The 16,369-nt window shown below is 70.7% G+C and carries 14 protein-coding genes; 8 read left to right on the top strand and 6 right to left on the bottom strand.

Annotation, left to right across the window (positions count from 1 at the left end):
• The first annotated feature begins 42 nt into the window (after positions 1-42).
• A complete protein-coding gene (locus ADK54_RS25490) occupies positions 43-813 on the top strand; it encodes a GNAT family N-acetyltransferase (RefSeq protein WP_053728087.1) in 771 nt (256 codons plus the stop codon).
• Positions 814-903: 90 nt separating this feature from the next.
• Here the strand turns inward: ADK54_RS25490 and ADK54_RS25495 are convergent, their stop codons facing one another.
• Both ADK54_RS25495 and ADK54_RS25500 read right to left on the bottom strand, forming a co-directional pair.
• A complete protein-coding gene (locus ADK54_RS25495) occupies positions 904-2,577 on the bottom strand; it encodes an MFS transporter (RefSeq protein ID WP_053728088.1) in 1,674 nt (557 codons plus the stop codon).
• 77 nt (positions 2,578-2,654) lie between these two features.
• Positions 2,655-3,098, bottom strand: coding sequence for a MarR family winged helix-turn-helix transcriptional regulator (locus tag ADK54_RS25500; protein ID WP_063802050.1), 444 nt, complete (start codon positions 3,096-3,098; stop codon positions 2,655-2,657).
• Between the two features lie 271 nt (positions 3,099-3,369).
• Here ADK54_RS25500 and ADK54_RS25505 point away from each other — a divergent pair, with 271 nt between their 5' ends.
• The 3 genes from ADK54_RS25505 to ADK54_RS25510 all read left to right on the top strand — a co-directional run bounded on the left by ADK54_RS25505 (position 3,370) and on the right by ADK54_RS25510 (position 6,481).
• A complete protein-coding gene (locus tag ADK54_RS25505) occupies positions 3,370-5,010 on the top strand; it encodes a hypothetical protein (RefSeq protein ID WP_053728043.1) in 1,641 nt (546 codons plus the stop codon).
• Positions 5,011-5,133: 123 nt separating this feature from the next.
• Positions 5,134-5,259, top strand: a complete 126-nt coding sequence (locus ADK54_RS48320; protein ID WP_267887035.1) for a hypothetical protein — start codon at positions 5,134-5,136, stop codon at positions 5,257-5,259.
• A gap of 511 nt (positions 5,260-5,770) precedes the next feature.
• Positions 5,771-6,481: a transglycosylase SLT domain-containing protein gene (locus ADK54_RS25510; RefSeq protein ID WP_053728044.1), complete on the top strand. Its 711-nt coding sequence runs from the start codon at positions 5,771-5,773 to the stop codon at positions 6,479-6,481.
• 132 nt (positions 6,482-6,613) lie between these two features.
• Here the strand turns inward: ADK54_RS25510 and ADK54_RS25515 are convergent, their stop codons facing one another.
• Positions 6,614-7,552 carry a GDSL-type esterase/lipase family protein gene (locus tag ADK54_RS25515; protein WP_053728045.1) on the bottom strand — a complete coding sequence of 313 codons (939 nt, stop codon included), beginning with the start codon at positions 7,550-7,552 and terminating at the stop codon, positions 6,614-6,616.
• A gap of 111 nt (positions 7,553-7,663) precedes the next feature.
• Between ADK54_RS25515 and ADK54_RS25520 the strand changes: the two genes are divergently transcribed.
• Positions 7,664-8,020, top strand: coding sequence for a hypothetical protein (locus ADK54_RS25520; protein WP_053728046.1), 357 nt, complete (start codon positions 7,664-7,666; stop codon positions 8,018-8,020).
• Positions 8,021-8,303: 283 nt separating this feature from the next.
• Here ADK54_RS25520 and ADK54_RS25525 read toward each other — a convergent pair whose 3' ends face one another.
• The 3 genes from ADK54_RS25525 to ADK54_RS25535 all read right to left on the bottom strand — a co-directional run bounded on the left by ADK54_RS25525 (position 8,304) and on the right by ADK54_RS25535 (position 10,277).
• Positions 8,304-8,540: a DUF5133 domain-containing protein gene (locus ADK54_RS25525; protein ID WP_053728047.1), complete on the bottom strand. Its 237-nt coding sequence runs from the start codon at positions 8,538-8,540 to the stop codon at positions 8,304-8,306.
• A gap of 260 nt (positions 8,541-8,800) precedes the next feature.
• Positions 8,801-9,223, bottom strand: a complete 423-nt coding sequence (locus tag ADK54_RS25530) for a hypothetical protein (RefSeq protein ID WP_199827033.1) — start codon at positions 9,221-9,223, stop codon at positions 8,801-8,803.
• Between the two features lie 145 nt (positions 9,224-9,368).
• Positions 9,369-10,277: an NAD(P)-dependent oxidoreductase gene (locus ADK54_RS25535; protein WP_053728048.1), complete on the bottom strand. Its 909-nt coding sequence runs from the start codon at positions 10,275-10,277 to the stop codon at positions 9,369-9,371.
• Between the two features lie 83 nt (positions 10,278-10,360).
• On the opposite strand from ADK54_RS25535, the gene ADK54_RS25540 reads away from it, so the two are divergent.
• The 3 genes from ADK54_RS25540 to ADK54_RS25550 all read left to right on the top strand — a co-directional run bounded on the left by ADK54_RS25540 (position 10,361) and on the right by ADK54_RS25550 (position 16,368).
• Positions 10,361-10,723 carry a winged helix-turn-helix transcriptional regulator gene (locus tag ADK54_RS25540; protein WP_053728049.1) on the top strand — a complete coding sequence of 121 codons (363 nt, stop codon included), beginning with the start codon at positions 10,361-10,363 and terminating at the stop codon, positions 10,721-10,723.
• Between the two features lie 430 nt (positions 10,724-11,153).
• Complete coding sequence (locus ADK54_RS25545; RefSeq protein ID WP_053728050.1) at positions 11,154-13,319, top strand: M4 family metallopeptidase; 2,166 nt, start codon at positions 11,154-11,156, stop codon at positions 13,317-13,319.
• 217 nt (positions 13,320-13,536) lie between these two features.
• A complete protein-coding gene (locus ADK54_RS25550) occupies positions 13,537-16,368 on the top strand; it encodes an ATP-binding protein (RefSeq protein WP_053728051.1) in 2,832 nt (943 codons plus the stop codon).
• Position 16,369 lies beyond the last annotated feature (1 nt).

Consider the following 16,369-nt stretch of genomic DNA (forward strand, 5'->3'; position numbering starts at 1 on the left):
AAGGAGCTCTCGGTGCAGGATTCCTCGGATGCGATCGAATCGATGGAGCAGCTGGCCGTGGCCTGGCGCGCCATGGTGCGCGACCGTGACGCGGGCGCGGACGTAAGGGACTTGAGTGGGATCGCCGTGCGTTGGGCCGACTGCCGCTTCGCGTTCTGGAACTGCCTCACTTTGACCGACGTCGACGCGGATGCGGGGCTCGCCGAGCGGCGCCTGGGTGAGGCGGCGGACATCATGCGCTCGAAGAAGCATCCGGGCTACCTCTGGATCTTTGAGGACCTCCTCGGTGCGGGGGCGCGTGCCGCGCTGGCGGGAGCGGCCGGGCGGGCGGGGCTCGAGTACGCCTTCCCCGGCACCGGCATGGCCGGAGACCTGCTCCCGCTCCCCGAACCCGCCCATCCCGAACTGACCTTCGCGCGCGTGAGCACCGACGAACAGCTCCAGGCGTACGCGGACCTCAACTCGCGTGCGTACGGCTTTCCGTTGGAGGACGGCCGCGACGGACTCGTCGGCTCCCCGCTGTGGAAGAGCGATGTGCACGCCTATCTGGCCATGCGGGGCGACGTTCCGGTGGCGTGCGCCGCAACAGTGGAGACAGCGGGACGCCTCTTCGTCGTACTCGTCGCCACAGCCCCACAGTGGCAGCGCAGGGGCTACGGCGAGGCGGTGACGAGGAAGGCCCTCTACGAGGGAGCCCGGGCCACCGGCCTGACCCGCGCGACCCTGCACGCCACCGCCGCCGGAGCGCCCGTGTACCCCCGCATCGGCTTCAAGCCGAATACACCCATCCACTTCTACACGCTGAAGAGCTGATCGCCCCACCTCTCAAGTCCCGCGCCTGAGCCACCGGTTCACCCTGCTCGCAGAGCGGGTTGCGGGTGTCCGCCCCGGGGCGGACAGCGCTCACGAGGAGGGCGCTTTCCGCGAGGGTTGGCGGCCTTTCACCGAGTCGGTCGGCCGGTCCGATCCCGCCTTGTCGTGACGGCCGCGCAGCGCCGAGGCTGCCGCGCCGACCAGGGCCATCACCGCGGCGACGGTGAAGACCGTGACGAGCCCCTGGTGGAAGGGCCCGGAGACGAGCTGGGGGAAGAAGCGCGTCCCGGTCAGGGTCTGCACGTTGTGGGCGGGCAGTGTGTGCAGTACGCCACTGGGGCCGAGCAGGTGGCTGATGGGGTTGTTGCCGAGGAACGTGGCGAACAGCGTGCTCACCGGCGGCAGTCCCGCCACCTGCGCGGCGGTGCTCGCGGGCACGCCCTGGGCCTGCAAGCCGCTGTTCAGCGCGTGCGGAAGCGACCCGGCGAGACCGGAGATCATCAGCGAGAAGAACAGCCCGATCGACAGTGCCGTACCCGAGTTCTGGAACGTCGAGCGCATGCCGGAGGCCGCTCCGCGCTGCTCGGGCGGCACACTGCCCATGATCGCCGAGGTGTTCGGGGCGGAGAACATTCCCTGGCCGAGACCACTGAGCAACAACAGGGCCGCGAAGGCCGGGTAGGGGAAGTCGACCGGCAGGGCGAGCAGACCGACGAACGCGGCGGCCACGAGGAGCAGCCCGGTGGTGGAGAACAGCCGTGCGCCGAAGCGGTCCGACAGATAGCCGGAGGTCGGTCCCCCGATGAGGAAGCCGACGGTCAGCGGCAGCATGAAGATGCCGGCCCACAGCGGCGTGCGTTCGAAGTCGTAGCCGTGCAGCGGCAGCCAGATGCCCTGCAACCAGATGATCAGCATGAACTGCATGCCGCCACGGGCGATCGAGGTCAGGAGCGAGGCCAGGTTTCCGGCGGCGAACGCACGGATACGGAACAGGCCGAGTTGGAACATCGGCTCGGCGATGCGCGTCTCCGCGATACAGAACGCGGCGAGCAGCGCGACCCCGACGCCCAGCCCGCCGAGCACCCAGGGGTTGGTCCAGCCGGTCGACCGGCCGCCGTAGGGCTGGATGCCGTAGGTGATCGCGGCAAGGAGCGCACCGGCGCCCGCGCTGAAGGTGAGATTGCCGATCCAGTCGATGCGGCCCGGCTTGCGGGAGCCGATCTCGCGCAGGCTGCGGTACGACCAGAAGGTGCCGACCACCCCGATCGGCACGCTGACCCAGAACACCGCGCGCCAGTCGATGGCGGCGAGCAGACCACCGGCGAGCAGCCCGAGGAACTGCCCAGCCAGCGCGGTGATCTGGTTGATGCCCAGCGCCATACCGCGCTGTTCGGCCGGGAACGCATCGGTGAGGATCGCCGCCGAGTTCGCGGTCAACATGGCCCCGCCCACGGCCTGTACGACCCGGAAGCCGATCAGCCAGAGGGCTCCGGCGCCGCCTTTCAGTGGATCGAGCGACAGGGCGAGTGAGGCGCACGAGAAGATCGCGAAGCCCACGTTGTACATCCGAACCCGGCCGAACATGTCGCCAAGGCGGCCGAGCGCGACCACGAGCACCGCGGAGACCAGGATGTAGCCCAGCATCATCCAGAGCAGGTAACCGATGTTCCCGGGGGCGAGCGGGTCCAGGCCGATGCCGCGGAAGATGGCGGGCAGGGAGATGATCACGATCGAGCTGTCTATGGTGGCGATCAGCACGCCCATCGTGGTGTTGGACAGCGCGACCCACTTGTAGCGCCCGCCCGGGACGGGCTCGGCGGCCCCGGACGGGCGCCGGGCGTTCACAGTCGCTCCCCGAGCCGGTCGAGCAGCGCAAGCAGCGCGAGGAGTTCGCGTCGCTCCGCGGGGGTGAACTCCTCGTCGATGGCGGCGGCCATCCGCTGCACGGATACGGAGCGCCGGTCGGCCGTCATCCTGCGGCCCGCGTCCGTAACCGTGATGACCGCGCGGCGACGGTCGCTGGCGTGTCGCCCGCGGCTCACAAGACCGCGCTCCTCCAACGCGGCCAGCGTGGTCGCCATGGCCTGCGGACGTACCCCCTCCAGTTCGGCGAGTGCCCCCGGAGAGTCAGGGCCGTACGAGTCAAGGCGAGCCAGCACAGACGCCTCCGACAGAGCCAGGTCCCCCACCACACTCTTGGCCGCCCGCACCTTCCGGGCGATACGGCCCACGCTCAGCCGGAGCGCCGCCGCAAGCTCGGCCGCGTCCTCCGTGGGCGGTGTCATCCCATCCATAATCACTAACAATACATTAATTAATTCACCGTAACTACCCCTGCGGCCGTCGGCCGCCCGACCCGCCGACGCACGACGCCGCTGGTTATGGAACTCAGCCGAAGCGGGCGGCCAATAACACAGTTCGTCATGTGGTGCCGGATATCCCCGGGTGGGGGACACGCTGGGGCCGAAGTTCCGTTTCGCCCGGAGATGCTCGGCTCCATCCCCGATGATGGGGACCGCCCGGGGCAACCCATCAAGTAACGCTGGGAGTACGCACATGACGGTGGAGGCCGGCGCACGGCAGGAGGAGCGCGTCGCGGGGCGGGTGTGGACGGTGCGTCTGGACCCCTACGGGCGCCCTTCCGCCGGCACGGTAAGACTTTCCTGCTCCCGCCCCGCCTGCGCCGATCAGCGCTTCCCCGACGGCGCCGCTGCCGGGCGCAAGGCCGCGGTCGGCCACGTCAACGCGCACCTGGCCCGCATCCGCGCGGGCGGCGGTCCGCGGGGTGAGGCGTGGTGTGCCTGCCGCGCCGCTGACTGCGCCTGGCACACGCCCGACCCCGACGCCGGACGGCGGGGCGGGGCACGGCCGGTGGCGGGGACGGTGCGGTGCGGGGGCCCGGTGGTCCTGACGGTGTACGCGGACCGTACGGGGCGGCTGTGGCGGATTGCGGAGATGTGCGCGCGCTGCGCGGCCGCCATTCCCGACTGCCGCGCCCTGGACACCGCTCCGCCACCCGCTCGGCAGGGCCAGGCCACCAGTGGGGCGGCCCGGGAGCCGGAGCCGACGGACAACACGGCGAGAGCCGTTGACAGTGTGGCCGCGCTGTTCTCCGACCACCGCCCCTCCCCCGCCGGCGGCACGTCGTCCTCCCCGGCCACCGGGCCAACCCCGGTCCCGCGTGCCCGCGCCGCCACGCCGGCCGCGGCGTCCGGGCGGGGGAAGCAGTGGGGGAAGATCGCGCAGCGGACCGTGCCGCACGACCTCCAGCCCGACGTCCTGCGGGTCGAACTCATCGAGCTGGGTGACGCGTTCCGCGCCTATCAGCAGCGCGCCGAACCCGACCCCGCCCTCCTCGCCGAGCTCCACGAGCGCAAGGCCCGAGCGTTCGCCCTCTGGGCCGACGTCAGTGGCGACGGCTCCCTGCGCGACGAAGCGAGGCGCGCCGAGAAGGCCGCGGAGACCACCCGGGAAATGCAGAACAACCGCGACGGCCGGATCATCGGCAACACGGGAAACGGCGACGAGCCGGTAGTGCAGCGGTTGCTGACCCAGAAACAGGCCGCGCACGCCCGCAGCGTGCTGGAGTACGTCGAAGCCCACGCCCCGCGCCCCGAGGCCGAGGTCCGCCTCGCGGTGCTCATGCTCACCCTGCGAGCCGCGCGCGCCGGCACCGGGAACGTCACCGGCCAGGACCTCACCGGCTGGCTGCAAGGCGATGCCGAGCACGTGCTGGACCAACTGGTCGCGGCCGACTGGCTGCGCCTGCCCGGCACGGTCGCCGACGCGCTGGCCTCCCAGCCCGAAAGCCCCACCGCCATCACCGTCCCCGCCTTGCTGCCCGAGCGGCCCCGCCCGTTCGCCTTCGGCAAGACCACCCGCTCGAAGCTCTCCGGCTGGGCCCAGAAGGCGGTGGGCGACCGGAAGCTCCGCAAGAAGAAGCTCGGCGCCACCACCCGGCTCCTCGCCGTGTACACGGCCGCCCACACCAGCCCCGACGGACGGCTCGGACGCCCCGAGGACGACGGAATGCCCCTGAACGGACCCGCCACGTTCTGCACCCTGCTCCCCGACCGGGTCGCCGAGCACGTCGAGCTGCTGGTCGCCGCCGACTGGCTCGCCGAAGCCGACACCACCGGCGGAAGACTCCGCGGCCGCCTCGCCGAACGCGTCCTGCCGCTCGGGGGGTTGCTGTAACGCACCGCCCGGGACGCCATGACGCCGTCAGCCCCGCCGGAGGCTCCACGTCCGGTCGGTTCGGCGGGGGCGCGGTGTGCCACACCCGGCGCTCGCGCCCAACTGGGCCGGCACGGTCACGAGTTGAAGTGCGAGGCGGCCCTCGACGTACGGAAGATCGACGAGGCGATGGGTACGGCGGAACACCTCGGTCTCGCCTTCTGCGAGGCCACCGAGCTCTACAGCGGCATGGAAGGAAACCTCAACTGACACGCCCCCAGTCGGTGTCGTACGTGACTCACCGGCGTCTGTGACGCCGTGCCGACCCTTTCACCAGCCGCCAACGTGTCGCTAACGCCCCGACTCCGCGCCGTTAGCGACGCGCGCGACCAAAATCCCGGAGCGCTTTCAGTTCTCAACCAGCACCTGGCAGTTGGCGCCGTCGGGTAGGCGCGGGGACTATAGCCGGACGACTCCTCCTTGGATAGGCGACGGGAGAAACGGGTGGGGTAAATGGGGTGTGAGGTTTCACACGCCGCGGGGAATTGCCTCGCGGCGACTTCCAGCAGACTCTTGCATCCGTCAGGCCCCGCATACGGCACCCCGAGATCCGCGCAACTCAATCGGTGAGCCACATGCCGCCCGAGCGCTACGTGGCGTCTCCCGCAAGGGAGTTGCCCATCGGGCCAGTTCTTCCCGTGACCAGCAGTTGGGAGGAGAAAGCCAGGGGCACGATCGCGTCCGCGAGGTCACCGTGCGCACACAGCTGGAAGGAAACCGTGTGAGCCGGATCTCGGTCCGGGGATTCGCGGTGGCGTCTGCCACTGCGGTCACCACCGTTGGCGCCGTGGTCGGCGTCGCCGCGGCGGGCCCCGCTGCCACTTCGAACGACAACTTCGAGGCCGCCGCGGCCGATGGCACGCTCCTCGCGGACATACCCGCCGGCCAGCAGGCCCAGGTGCAGACCGCATCCCTGACGCAACAGGCGGACGCCCAGTCGGCGCAGGCCAGTGCCTCGGCGAAGAAGTCCGCCGAAGAGGCGGCGCGCCTGCGAGCCGCCCAGGACGCCAAGGCCAAGAAGAGCGCCGCCGACAAAACCAAGGCAGACAAGGACAAGGCAGACAAGGACGCCAAGGCCCGCGATCTGGAGACCCAGACCGCCAGCCGCTCGGCGAGCCGGAGCACCTTCCAGGTCCAGAGCTCGTACTCGATCTCCGACGTGCAGGCGATCGCACGTCAGATCATCCCCGCCGACCAGTTCCAGTGCTTCAGCAACATCGTGAACAACGAGTCGAGCTGGAACTACCAGGCCACCAACGGCACTGCCTACGGACTCGTCCAAGCGCTGCCCGGCTCCAAGATGAGCTCCGTGGGCTCGGATTGGCAGACCAACCCGGCCACCCAGATCAAGTGGGGCCTGAACTACATGAACGAGCGGTACGGCAGCCCCTGCGGCGCCTGGTCGTTCTGGCAGAGCCACGACTCGTACTAGGCCGATGGCCGACGGCCGATGATCACCGGTACGAGCTAGGTGCGGATCCCGCCCCCGCTGCTCAACGAAGAGGCCCGGATCCTCGGTGGATCCGGGCCTCTTCGACGTTCGCTCAATCGCCCGTTGCCGGGCTCAGCGGCTGAGGGCGTCGAGATGCCGAGACAGCACCTGATGTCCTTCGGGGGTGGGGTGCAGGCCGTCCACGAGCAGTTCGGTATTGCCGTGCAGGGGCTCCCACATGTCGAGGTGGTCGACGTGGTTCTGAGCACACCAAGTCCGTATGGACTCGCGCAGGGCCTGCGCTCGGGCCTCGGTGAACCGCAGGCCCTCGTAGTCATGGGTACGCGTCTCGTCGACCCACGTCGGTCCCATGACAACGAGGCGTGCGTTGTGGCTCTGGGCCGTGCCGGCCAGTGAAGCGAGGCTGTCCGCGATGAGCGCAAGGCCATCGGGGCGGGCCTGTGACGGGTCGAGCGACAGGGCGCTGTCATTGATGCCGGCGGCGACGAGGATGGTGTCGGGTCGGCGAGCGGCAAGGAGCGCGGGCGTCTGCTCGCATACGTCGATCAGGGTGCTGCCGGGGATGGCCAGGTTGAAGACCCGGTGTTCGGCCTCGTTTTCGGCGATGTGGGTGGCCGCGAGGCGGGCGGCCCAGCCACCCTGTGGGTCGCAGCGTCCGTAGGCGATGCTGTCGCCCACGATGACGACGCGCGCTGCCGGGCGGAGCGGATTCGCGTCCAGGTACGCCCAGGCGCTCTCCCCAGAGGAAAGCAGCACTCGTCTGCGGACGTAGTCGTCCACCTCGTAGGCATCGGCGGCGGCGAGGTCTCGCTCAGTGAGGTGCAGGACGGCGCCCTCGACCGTGGCTCCGAGCTTTCGCTCCAGGGTCAGGTGTACGTCGATGCCGCTGGTGGCGATCACTGACGGGTCGGTGATCGGCAGGGGCCTGGTCGTGTGGCCGGCCAGCGATGCCGCGGAGCTGGGCACGGGTTGGCCGAAGAGAGCGGTCTGGACCCGCTCGTCCAACAGCGTGCCGAAGGAAAACAGGGTGTGGGGGCGGAACTCGGTCACCGTGAAGCCGTGGCCCTTCTTCTGGAATGATCAGTTCAGCCTACCGGCCGAACCACAGGGGAAGGCGAGCTGAGCTGGCACAACGCACGACTTGAGCGGGTGCATCGGCCTTTGATCGGTTCGGCTCACTCCTGCTCCGGTGTCCTGTCGGGCCTGCTCTGGCGTCCCGTCGGGCTGGAGCGCACGCTATGCGTTGAGGGAACGGCCGCGCTCTGCCTGCGCGCCGAGGGCCGCTCCTGGCGCCTGTGGCTCTCCGCGGACGGCGCACGAACCGCCCGGCTCCCGGAACCCGGCACCGCTGCCGATGACGATGACGATGACGACCCGAACGCAGCCGACGCCTCCGCCCGGGGCACGGCCGACGAGCTGGTCCTGGCCATGTACGGCCGCATACCGGTGGACTCCGTGAAACTCGACGGCGATCGACGCCTCTTCGACCTCCTCGTGGCCTGGGACCCGGAGGACTAGCACCTGACGGTGCGTCATGCCGTGCGCCCGCCACACCTCCTGCCGACGGACAGCCACCCCGTGGTGGCCCGGGGTCACTGCTCCCGGCCTCCGACCAAGTCCCGCCGGACGCCTCCGGCCGACCCGAGCTCGCGAAGGGAGCGGCTGTGTATCCGGCGGTCGGGCGGTCGCCGTGCTCGATGCGGCAGGCGCCAACCACCCCAGCGACTGCGGCACCTCAGCAACTGCCCGACTTCCGGGGGTGTTTGGCGCTGTCGATGCTGGAGCCAGCAACGCTCAGGCCTCAGGTGCCTACGGTGTCCAGCACGGAGTCGTCCAAGGTGCGCGCCCCCGGCAGCCGGTGCCGGGCGGCGATCACGGCGGCGTCGATGTCCCGCGTCCCCGTCGACACGCACAGGGTGTACGCCACGTCGTCCAGGCGCCGCCGAGTCGACTCGCTTCCCCCACACGCCTCCAGGGCGCGGAGCGCGGTGTATTCGTCGAGGAGTTCGCGGAGCACTGCGGGGTGGGCCATCAGCATGGGCGGGAAACCTCCGGTTGGCGCGGTCTGGACCCCTCTCGGATGCCCCCGCTTCCCGGTCCTACACCCCCCACCCGTACCGGGCGGGGGCGGGCTGCGGGGTGATGGCGGAGTGCGTGCGGCTCCACAGGTCGGCGAGCGCGCGCACATTGGCAGCGCAGCGCCCAGCGGTCGACGGGCTTGATCAGGAACCCGGCGGCGCCCGGTTCTTGCAGGCGGGGACGAGGGCGCCGATCTCGTCGGGTACGGCGCGGAGGGCCTCAGAAGCGCCGGGCCGACTCCTGTGCGTGGGCCATGCGCCGCAGGCTCAGCAGCATCGGTCCGTACAGCACCGTAAGCGCGACGGCCACCTCGATCTGGCCGGTCGGGGTCGGCTGCTCCTCGACCATGTCCAGGTCTGTGATGGCCAGTTGCGCTGCGAGTCGCCCGTACGGGAGCAGTTGCTCGGTGCCGCGGGGGTAGCCGAGCCGGACGAGGGCGCCGACCGAGTCGATGAACCGCCGGTGGGCGCGGTTGTGCGGGTCCAGGCCGGGGCCGCAGGACCAGCCCAGCCGTTCCAGCAGGGCCTCCACCGAGCGGCGGGCGGTGAGGGCATCCTGGGTCGATGGGGGACGGCCGGTCAGGGCGATCTCGCGGGAGAGCGGTGCCGCGCCGAGGTCGGCTGCCAGTTCGGCGGCAGCCATCTCAGCCTCCACATCTCCCCCAGCACGGCGGGCGTCCACGTCTCCCACATCCTGGCCAAACCCGGCGCCGCCAGCCGCACCCAGGCGGCGGCGACCGCCCACCGGCAGTGGGCGGGACATGGCACCGCCTGGCGATGACCCTTCGTCAGCGCGGTGCTCGGATGCTGTCGATGATGCGGGTCCAATTGTCACTGCCGTGGCCCTCGTTGATCGCATGCCGATAGTGGGCCTGCACGGCCAGCGGGAGGGCGAGGTCGAGGCCGAGCGACCTGCTGGTGTCGACGATGTGGTCGGACGTCGCGCCCATCATGGTGACCGTGCTGAGGTCGCCGGGATGCTCGCCGGCGTCAAGCGCGGCGCCGGGGTTCTTTTCGCCGGCCCGCAGGATGTCACCGATCGCGTCGGCGGAGGAGAGCAACTCCGGCAACGCTTCCGCGGCCTTCATCCCCGCGGTGCCCAGCATCGCGGTGGCGTGCATCAGCGCGGACAAGGTGGTGAGGAACACCGCGAGTTGGGCTTGGTACATCATCTGGGCCAGGCCCGGGTCCTCCCCCAGGTACTTCGGCGTTCCGAGCAGCGCCAACGTCGCCAAGTGCTTCTCCATGCCTTCACCGCGGCCGCTGTAGTACACATGGGCCGCCTCCGTACCGACCATCGGCGCCGGGACCATGACACCGCCGGTGAGGAAAGCGGCATCGTGGGCCGCTGCCCAGGTGGCCGCTTCACGTGAGCGGTCGGGAGTGTCAGAGCTCAGGTTGACCAGTGTCCGACCGGCGAGCGACGCGGTGGCACCGTCGAGGATGTCGTACATCGCCTGGTAGTCGGTAAGACTGAGGATCACGAGGTCACTCGTTTCGACCGCCTCGCCGGGCGTCGCCGCGAGCGTTGCTCCGTCGGTCACGAGACCGTCAGCCCTGCTGGCAGTGCGGTTCCAGACGGTGACCGGGTGGCCGGCGGTGAGGAGGGTGCGTGTCATCGCCTGGCCCATCGGGCCGAGCCCGATCACGGTGACAGCGCTGTTCTTCCTGGTGGTTCGGTTCTGTTGTTCGTTCACCCCTCCATGATCAGAGAGCGCCGCTAGTCTCGGAAGTACCCACTAATTTCTGCGGTACTTACCTTTTCGTAAGGGGACTTGTGATGGCCAAGGCGCCGAGACGCGGGCCTTACATCTGCGGCATCGACGCCGCGCTCGACGTGGTGAGCGGCAAGTGGAAGGGGCTGATCCTCTGGGAACTCCATGCCCATGGCGTACGCCGCTTCGCCGAGCTCCGTCGCGGTATGCCCGGGGTGAGCGAGAAGATGCTGACGCAGCACCTGCGTGAGATGGAGGAGGACGGTCTCGTTCACCGGAAGGTGTATGCCGAGGTGCCGCCGCGGGTGGAGTACTCCCTGACCGAGCACGGGGACACGCTCAACCAAGCGCTCGGCCCGCTCGGCGTCTGGGGAGTTGAGCGGATCCGTCGCGAAGACTCCGATGCGGTCGAGCCCTCACACGACTGAGCGGCTCCGGGCCACCAACTCTGCGCGGGTGCTCCCTTCCTGAGGGCTGTTTCCGCCGAGGCTACCCAAGGCCCGGCGACCAGTACGGGCCCGCCGGTGACGCATGCCTCCATCGCGAGCCGCCACGACCCGCTTCCCATCGCCGATCAATGCGCACTCCTCAACACGGCTGACAGCACGCCTTGTTGAGGAGTGGGGCGCACATGCCGACGCGCCGGGGCAGCCACGATCCCCCCCGGATAGGGAAACCCCTCACACTCACCGCACTGCCTGGCCGCCACCACCCCCGTTGCGGACACTCGTGCGTCGGCGCGGCTCCCGCCACGAGCGGCGTCGTCAGCACACCCGCACCCGTCCGCCGCCTCCCCAACAGCCTTCCCCACCAGCGGCGGACGCCTCCGTGTCCGTAGCGAAAGGAACCCCCACCCCCATGGAGATACGAAGAGCCGCGAGGCTCTTGACAGCCGCGCTCGCCTGCGTGTCCGCGTCCGCCATCGCCCTGCCCGTCGCCACGGCGGCGCCGACGCCGCACCCCGTACCGGCCGGCCCCGGCGCCTTCGCCGCGGCGCCCTACACGGCCGATCCGGCACCAGCCGTACGCAGCCGCGTCGTGGACGCCGCGCAGAAGGCGCTGGCGGCTCACGCGGGTGCCGCGCACAAGGCCGACGGCGACGCCTTCTCGGTCCGGAACCTGGTGGTCGACCGGGACGGCTCCGCCTCCGTCCGCTTCGACCGCACGTACAAGGGCCTTCCCGCCTACGGCGGCGACGTCATCGTGCACCTGAAGAAGGACGGTACGTACCAGTCCCTCGCCACCGGTTCGGGGACCTCCGGGGCGGTCTCCACCGAGCCCCGACTGGCCGCCTCCAGCGCCGCGAAGGTGTCGACGGCCGCGTTCAAGGGTCACGTCGACTCGGTCTCCGCCTCACACCTCGCGGTGCAGCTGGAGGGCGCCGACGCGACACTGGTCTGGGAGACCGTCGTCAGCGGCACCCGCCTCGACCAGACACCCAGCCGCCTGCACGTTCTGGTGGACGCCCGTACCGGCAAGGTCGTACGGACCAATGACGAGGTGAGCACGTTCGCGGCCGAGGGGGCCGCGCACGCCACCGCCTCGAAGGTCGGTGCGGCGGCGCGGGCCGCCGCACCGACGGTCGCCGGGACGGGCCAGTCGATCTACAGCGGCAGGGTCTCCCTGGACGTCACCCAGTCCGGCAGCGGCTACTCAATGACGGACCCGTCGCACGGCAACGGCTACACGACCAATCTCAACCACGCCACCAGTGGCACGGGTTCGGTCTTCACCAGCTCCAGCGGGACCTTCGGCAACGGCTCGACCAGCGACCCGGCGTCCGCCGGGGCCGACGCGCACTACGGCGCGGCGGAGACGTTCGACTACTACAAGAACGTCCAGGGCCGCAACGGCATCTTCGGCGACGGCCGGGGCGTACCGTCGCGGACGCACTACGGCAACGCGTACGTGAACGCCTTCTGGGACGGCACTCAGATGACATACGGCGACGGCCAGTCCAACGCGCGCCCGCTGGTCGAACTCGACGTCGCGGGGCACGAGATGAGCCACGGCGTCAGCGGCGCACTCACCGGCTGGGACGAGACCGGTGAGACCGGCGGCATGAACGAGGGCACCAGCGACATCTTCGGCACGATGGTCGAGTTCTACGCCAACAACCCGGTCGACACACCCGACTACACCATGGGTGAACTCATCAACATCAACGGCGACGGCAAGCCGCTGCGCTACATGTACAACCCCTCCCTCGACGGCTCGTCGCCCAACTGCTGGAACAGCGGCAACGGCAGCCTCGACCCGCACTATTCGATGGGCCCGCTGAACCACTGGTTCTTCCTCGCGGCCGTCGGCAGCGGCGACCACGGCTACGGCAACAGCCCGACCTGCAACAACTCCACGGTCACCGGACTCGGCAACGACAAGGCCGCCAAGATCTGGTACAAGGCGCTCGCCTCGTACGCCAACAGCAGCGAGGACTACCACCAGGCGCGCATCGACTCGCTGAAGGCCGCCGCCGACCTCTACGGCACGCACTGCACCGAGTACAACACCATCGACGCGGCCTGGGCAGCGGTCAGCGTCACCGGCGCCGACCCCGTACCCGGCAGCTGCAACAGCCAGCCGGGCTCGCCCTCGGTGACCAACCCGGGCAACCAGAACGGCGTCGTCGGCACCGCCGTGTCCCTGCAGATCCAGGCGAGCGACCCCGGCGGCAAGACGCTCAACTACAGCGCGACCGGGCTGCCCGCGGGCCTTTCGGTCAACTCCTCCACCGGTCTCATCTCCGGCACTCCGACAACCGCGGGCACCGCGTCCGTCACCGTCACGGCGAAGAACACCGACAACGCCACCGGCACGGCCTCCTTCACCTGGACCATCACCGGCGGCGGCAACCCGCCGGGAGGCTGCGGCAACCTCCCGGCCTGGAGCTCGACCGCCAGCTACGTGCCGGGCGACCAGGTCTCGTACAACGGCCACAAGTGGTCCTCGCAGTGGTACTCGACCGGAGCCGAGCCCGGAGCACCCGGCTCCTGGGCCGTCTGGAAGGACGCGGGCGCCTGCTGAGTCCCGCCTACTGAGTCACGTCAACTCCCGTACTGTGCCGGGCCGTTGGTCTTCCGACCGGCGGCCCGGTCCGCACGTCGACGGCCTGCCCGTCCAGATCTTCAATTGGTCTTGACCTTTCACCGAGGGCAGTCCTACATTCGGCGCGGCACGATGAAGGACAGGTTCATGATCGATGACTGAGGCATGAACGAAGCGGTGTCCGGGAGGGCTTGCGATGACCGAGCCGACCAGCCTGTCACCCGGCGTCGAACGCACCGCCCTCCGCGACACCGTACGGACTCACCTGTCGCGCGGAGGCGGCGTCCTCCTCACCGGCCCTGCGGGCATCGGCCGGACCACGGTGGTGTCTCAGCTGGCCGCGGAACTGGGCGCCCACGGTCACCGGGTCCTGCGCTGTTCACCCTCGCCCGCCGAACAGGACAGCCCCTTCCTCGGACTCATCGACCTGCTGACCGGCGTCGCCGACGACACCCTCGCCGCACTGGCCGCCCACGAACGAGCCGTACTCGAAGCAGCCCTGCTGCGCAGCGAGGGGACCGGTCCGGCCGCCGGGCGCGACGCGCTCGTCCTGCGGATCGCCGTCCGCAAGGTCCTCGCCCTGCTCTGCGACACCGGTCCGCTCCTGCTGATCGTCGACGACGCGCAGTGGCTCGACCGACCGACGGCGGACGTCCTCAAGTACCTTGCCCGCCGCGCCGACCCAGGCCTGTCGGTGCTCGCCACGCTGCGGACGGGGGACGAGTCCGGCCCCCCGGCCGAGCGTTCCGTACTGGAGCTGTGCGCGCAGCCGGTCCGCCGGATGTGCGTCCCTCCCCTGACCGCGCACGAGGTCGGCGAGCTCCTGGAGCGGCACGACCACCCCTGCTGGCCCCGGCCGCTCGTCGCGCGGCTGCATCACGCGAGCGGCGGCAACCCCCGTACGGCACTGGAACTCAGCTCCGCTCTCGACGAGCGCGTCCGGCTTGAGGGCGCGGCCCTGCCCGACTCGACCGAACCGCTCCCCGTCCCGGACTCCCTGCGCCGGCCGATCCTCGACCGGATCGGCGCCCTTCCCGCCGGCGCCCGGCAGACGCTGGTCATCGCGGGCACCGCCTTGCGCCCCACGGTGGAGTTGCTGCGGCGCGCGGGCCGCCACCACGTCGCGGCTGACCTGGACGCCTGCGTGCGAGGTGGCATCGTCCGCGTCCTGTCGGCGTCCGACCACGGGACCATCAGGTTCCTGGATCCGCTGACGCCGATGGTGCTCCAGGCCGAGACCCCGTACGAACGTCTGGTGGAGGCGCACCGCGCGCTGGCCGACGCGTCCGACGACGCGGTCGAGCGGGCACACCACATGGCGCGGCTGACGGCGGGCCCCGATCCGGTCGTGGCCGCCCGGCTCTCCGCCGCCGCCTCGGCGGCCCGCCGCCGGGGTGCTCCCAAAACCGCGGCGAGACTCGGCCGCCTGGCCGCCGAGTACACACCCGCCGGGCAGACGCACATCGACATCGACCGCAGGCTCACCGCCGCCGAGGACGGCATCGAGGCCGGAGACCTCGACTTCGCAAGGCAGCTCGCGCACGACGTACTGGGCGACGCCGATCGGCCCGCCGACCGGGTACGCGCCTGGAACGTGGTCATCGACTCCTGCGGCCAGGCGATGGCGGAGATCGCGGACGTCTTCCCGGAGGCGGTACGCGACGCCGGTGGCGACCCCGAACTGCTGGCCCAGTTGCACTACCGGATGAGCTGGCGGGAGTGGATGGTCGGCGGCTCCGCGCCACGCGCCCACGGCCATGCCGTCCGCGCGGCCGGGCTCGCGGCCCGGACCGGCGACCGGCGGACCGAGCTCATGGCGCTGACCCAGCAGGCGGCCCTGGAGCTCTTCCTCGGGCTCCCCGAGGCGGAAACGACCCTGGCGGCGGCCCTCGCCGCACCACACGACGCGCACGTGATGACCCACCACAACGGACCCGTCTACCTCAAGTACCGCTTCCACTTGGTGCGCGACGAGCTGGACGAGGCACGGGCCGAGCTGCGCACCCTCGTGTACCGGCTGCGCCAGCGCGGTTCGGCCGACAGTCTGAGCCAGTGTCTCATCGGTCTCGCGCAGGTCGAGATCCAGCGCGGACGCTGTCGGCCGGCCCTGACCATCGCCCACCAGAGCCTGCGCATCGTCGAGGAGGCGGGGCTGAGTCAGGGGCCCGCCTGGTACGCGGTCTCGCTCGCCGAGGCGGCCGGCGGCAGCCTGAGCCGGGCACTCACCGCGGCGGAGACGGCCAAACGGCACAGCGAGGACGACGACGACCGGCTCTTCCTGCCCCGGGCCCTGCATGCCGAGGGAAGGATCAGACTGTTCAGCGGCCAGAGCGGACAGGCGGCCGAACTCCTCGGACGCGTAGGCGAGTTGGAGACGGCGCAGGGTCAGCGGGACCCGGCGACCCGCCGCTGGCACGCCGACCTCGCGGAGGCCCTGGCCGCCGACGGCGCACCGGACGAGGCGGAGGCGGTCATCTCCCTGGCCCGCCGCCAGGCCGAGCGGCTCGGCCGGCCCGGCGTCCTGGCCACGCTCGACAGGGCGGCAGCGGCGGTCGACGCGGCGCGCGGTGAACTCCCGCAGGCTGCAAGGGAGTTGGAGAGGGCCGCAGTACGACTGCGGGCCACCGGATATCCCCTGGAGGAGGCCCGCACCAGAGCGGTCCTGGGCCGCGTCCGGCGCCAACTCGGAGACGAGGCCGCCGCCCGTGCCGCCTTCTCCGCCGCCCTGCGGATCTTCACCAAGGCCGACGCCCGCCCCTGGGCGGCGCTGACCCGCGCCGAACGCGATCGCGCGCAGGACAGCTCGGCCTGCTGGCCCGAGGCAGGCTCGTGGTCGGACCACCTCACGTCGACCGAACGCAGCGTGGTCGCCCGCGTCGCGCAGGGCGCCACCAACCGCGAGATCGCGGCGGGCCTGGTACTCAGCGTGAAAACGGTGGAGGCGGCCCTCACCCGCGCCTACCGCAAGCTGGGCGCCAAGTCACGAGTGGACATCACGCGCATGGTGATGACACGGCCTACGGCGTGAG

Source organism: Streptomyces sp. WM6378, from assembly GCF_001279695.1.
GTDB lineage: Bacteria > Actinomycetota > Actinomycetes > Streptomycetales > Streptomycetaceae > Streptomyces.

Coding starts and splice junctions, on each gene's coding strand:
- ADK54_RS25505 (WP_053728043.1), top strand. CDS start 3,370: ATGACGGTGGAGGCCGGCGCACGGCAGGAGGAGCGCGTCGCGGGGCGG.
- ADK54_RS25545 (WP_053728050.1), top strand. CDS start 11,154: ATGGAGATACGAAGAGCCGCGAGGCTCTTGACAGCCGCGCTCGCCTGC.
- ADK54_RS25550 (WP_053728051.1), top strand. CDS start 13,537: ATGACCGAGCCGACCAGCCTGTCACCCGGCGTCGAACGCACCGCCCTC.
- ADK54_RS25525 (WP_053728047.1), bottom strand. CDS start 8,540: ATGCTGATGGCCCACCCCGCAGTGCTCCGCGAACTCCTCGACGAATAC.
- ADK54_RS25495 (WP_053728088.1), bottom strand. CDS start 2,577: ATGGGCGTGCTGATCGCCACCATAGACAGCTCGATCGTGATCATCTCC.
- ADK54_RS25490 (WP_053728087.1), top strand. CDS start 43: ATGGAGCAGCTGGCCGTGGCCTGGCGCGCCATGGTGCGCGACCGTGAC.
- ADK54_RS25500 (WP_063802050.1), bottom strand. CDS start 3,098: ATGACACCGCCCACGGAGGACGCGGCCGAGCTTGCGGCGGCGCTCCGG.
- ADK54_RS25530 (WP_199827033.1), bottom strand. CDS start 9,223: ATGGCTGCCGCCGAACTGGCAGCCGACCTCGGCGCGGCACCGCTCTCC.
- ADK54_RS25540 (WP_053728049.1), top strand. CDS start 10,361: ATGGCCAAGGCGCCGAGACGCGGGCCTTACATCTGCGGCATCGACGCC.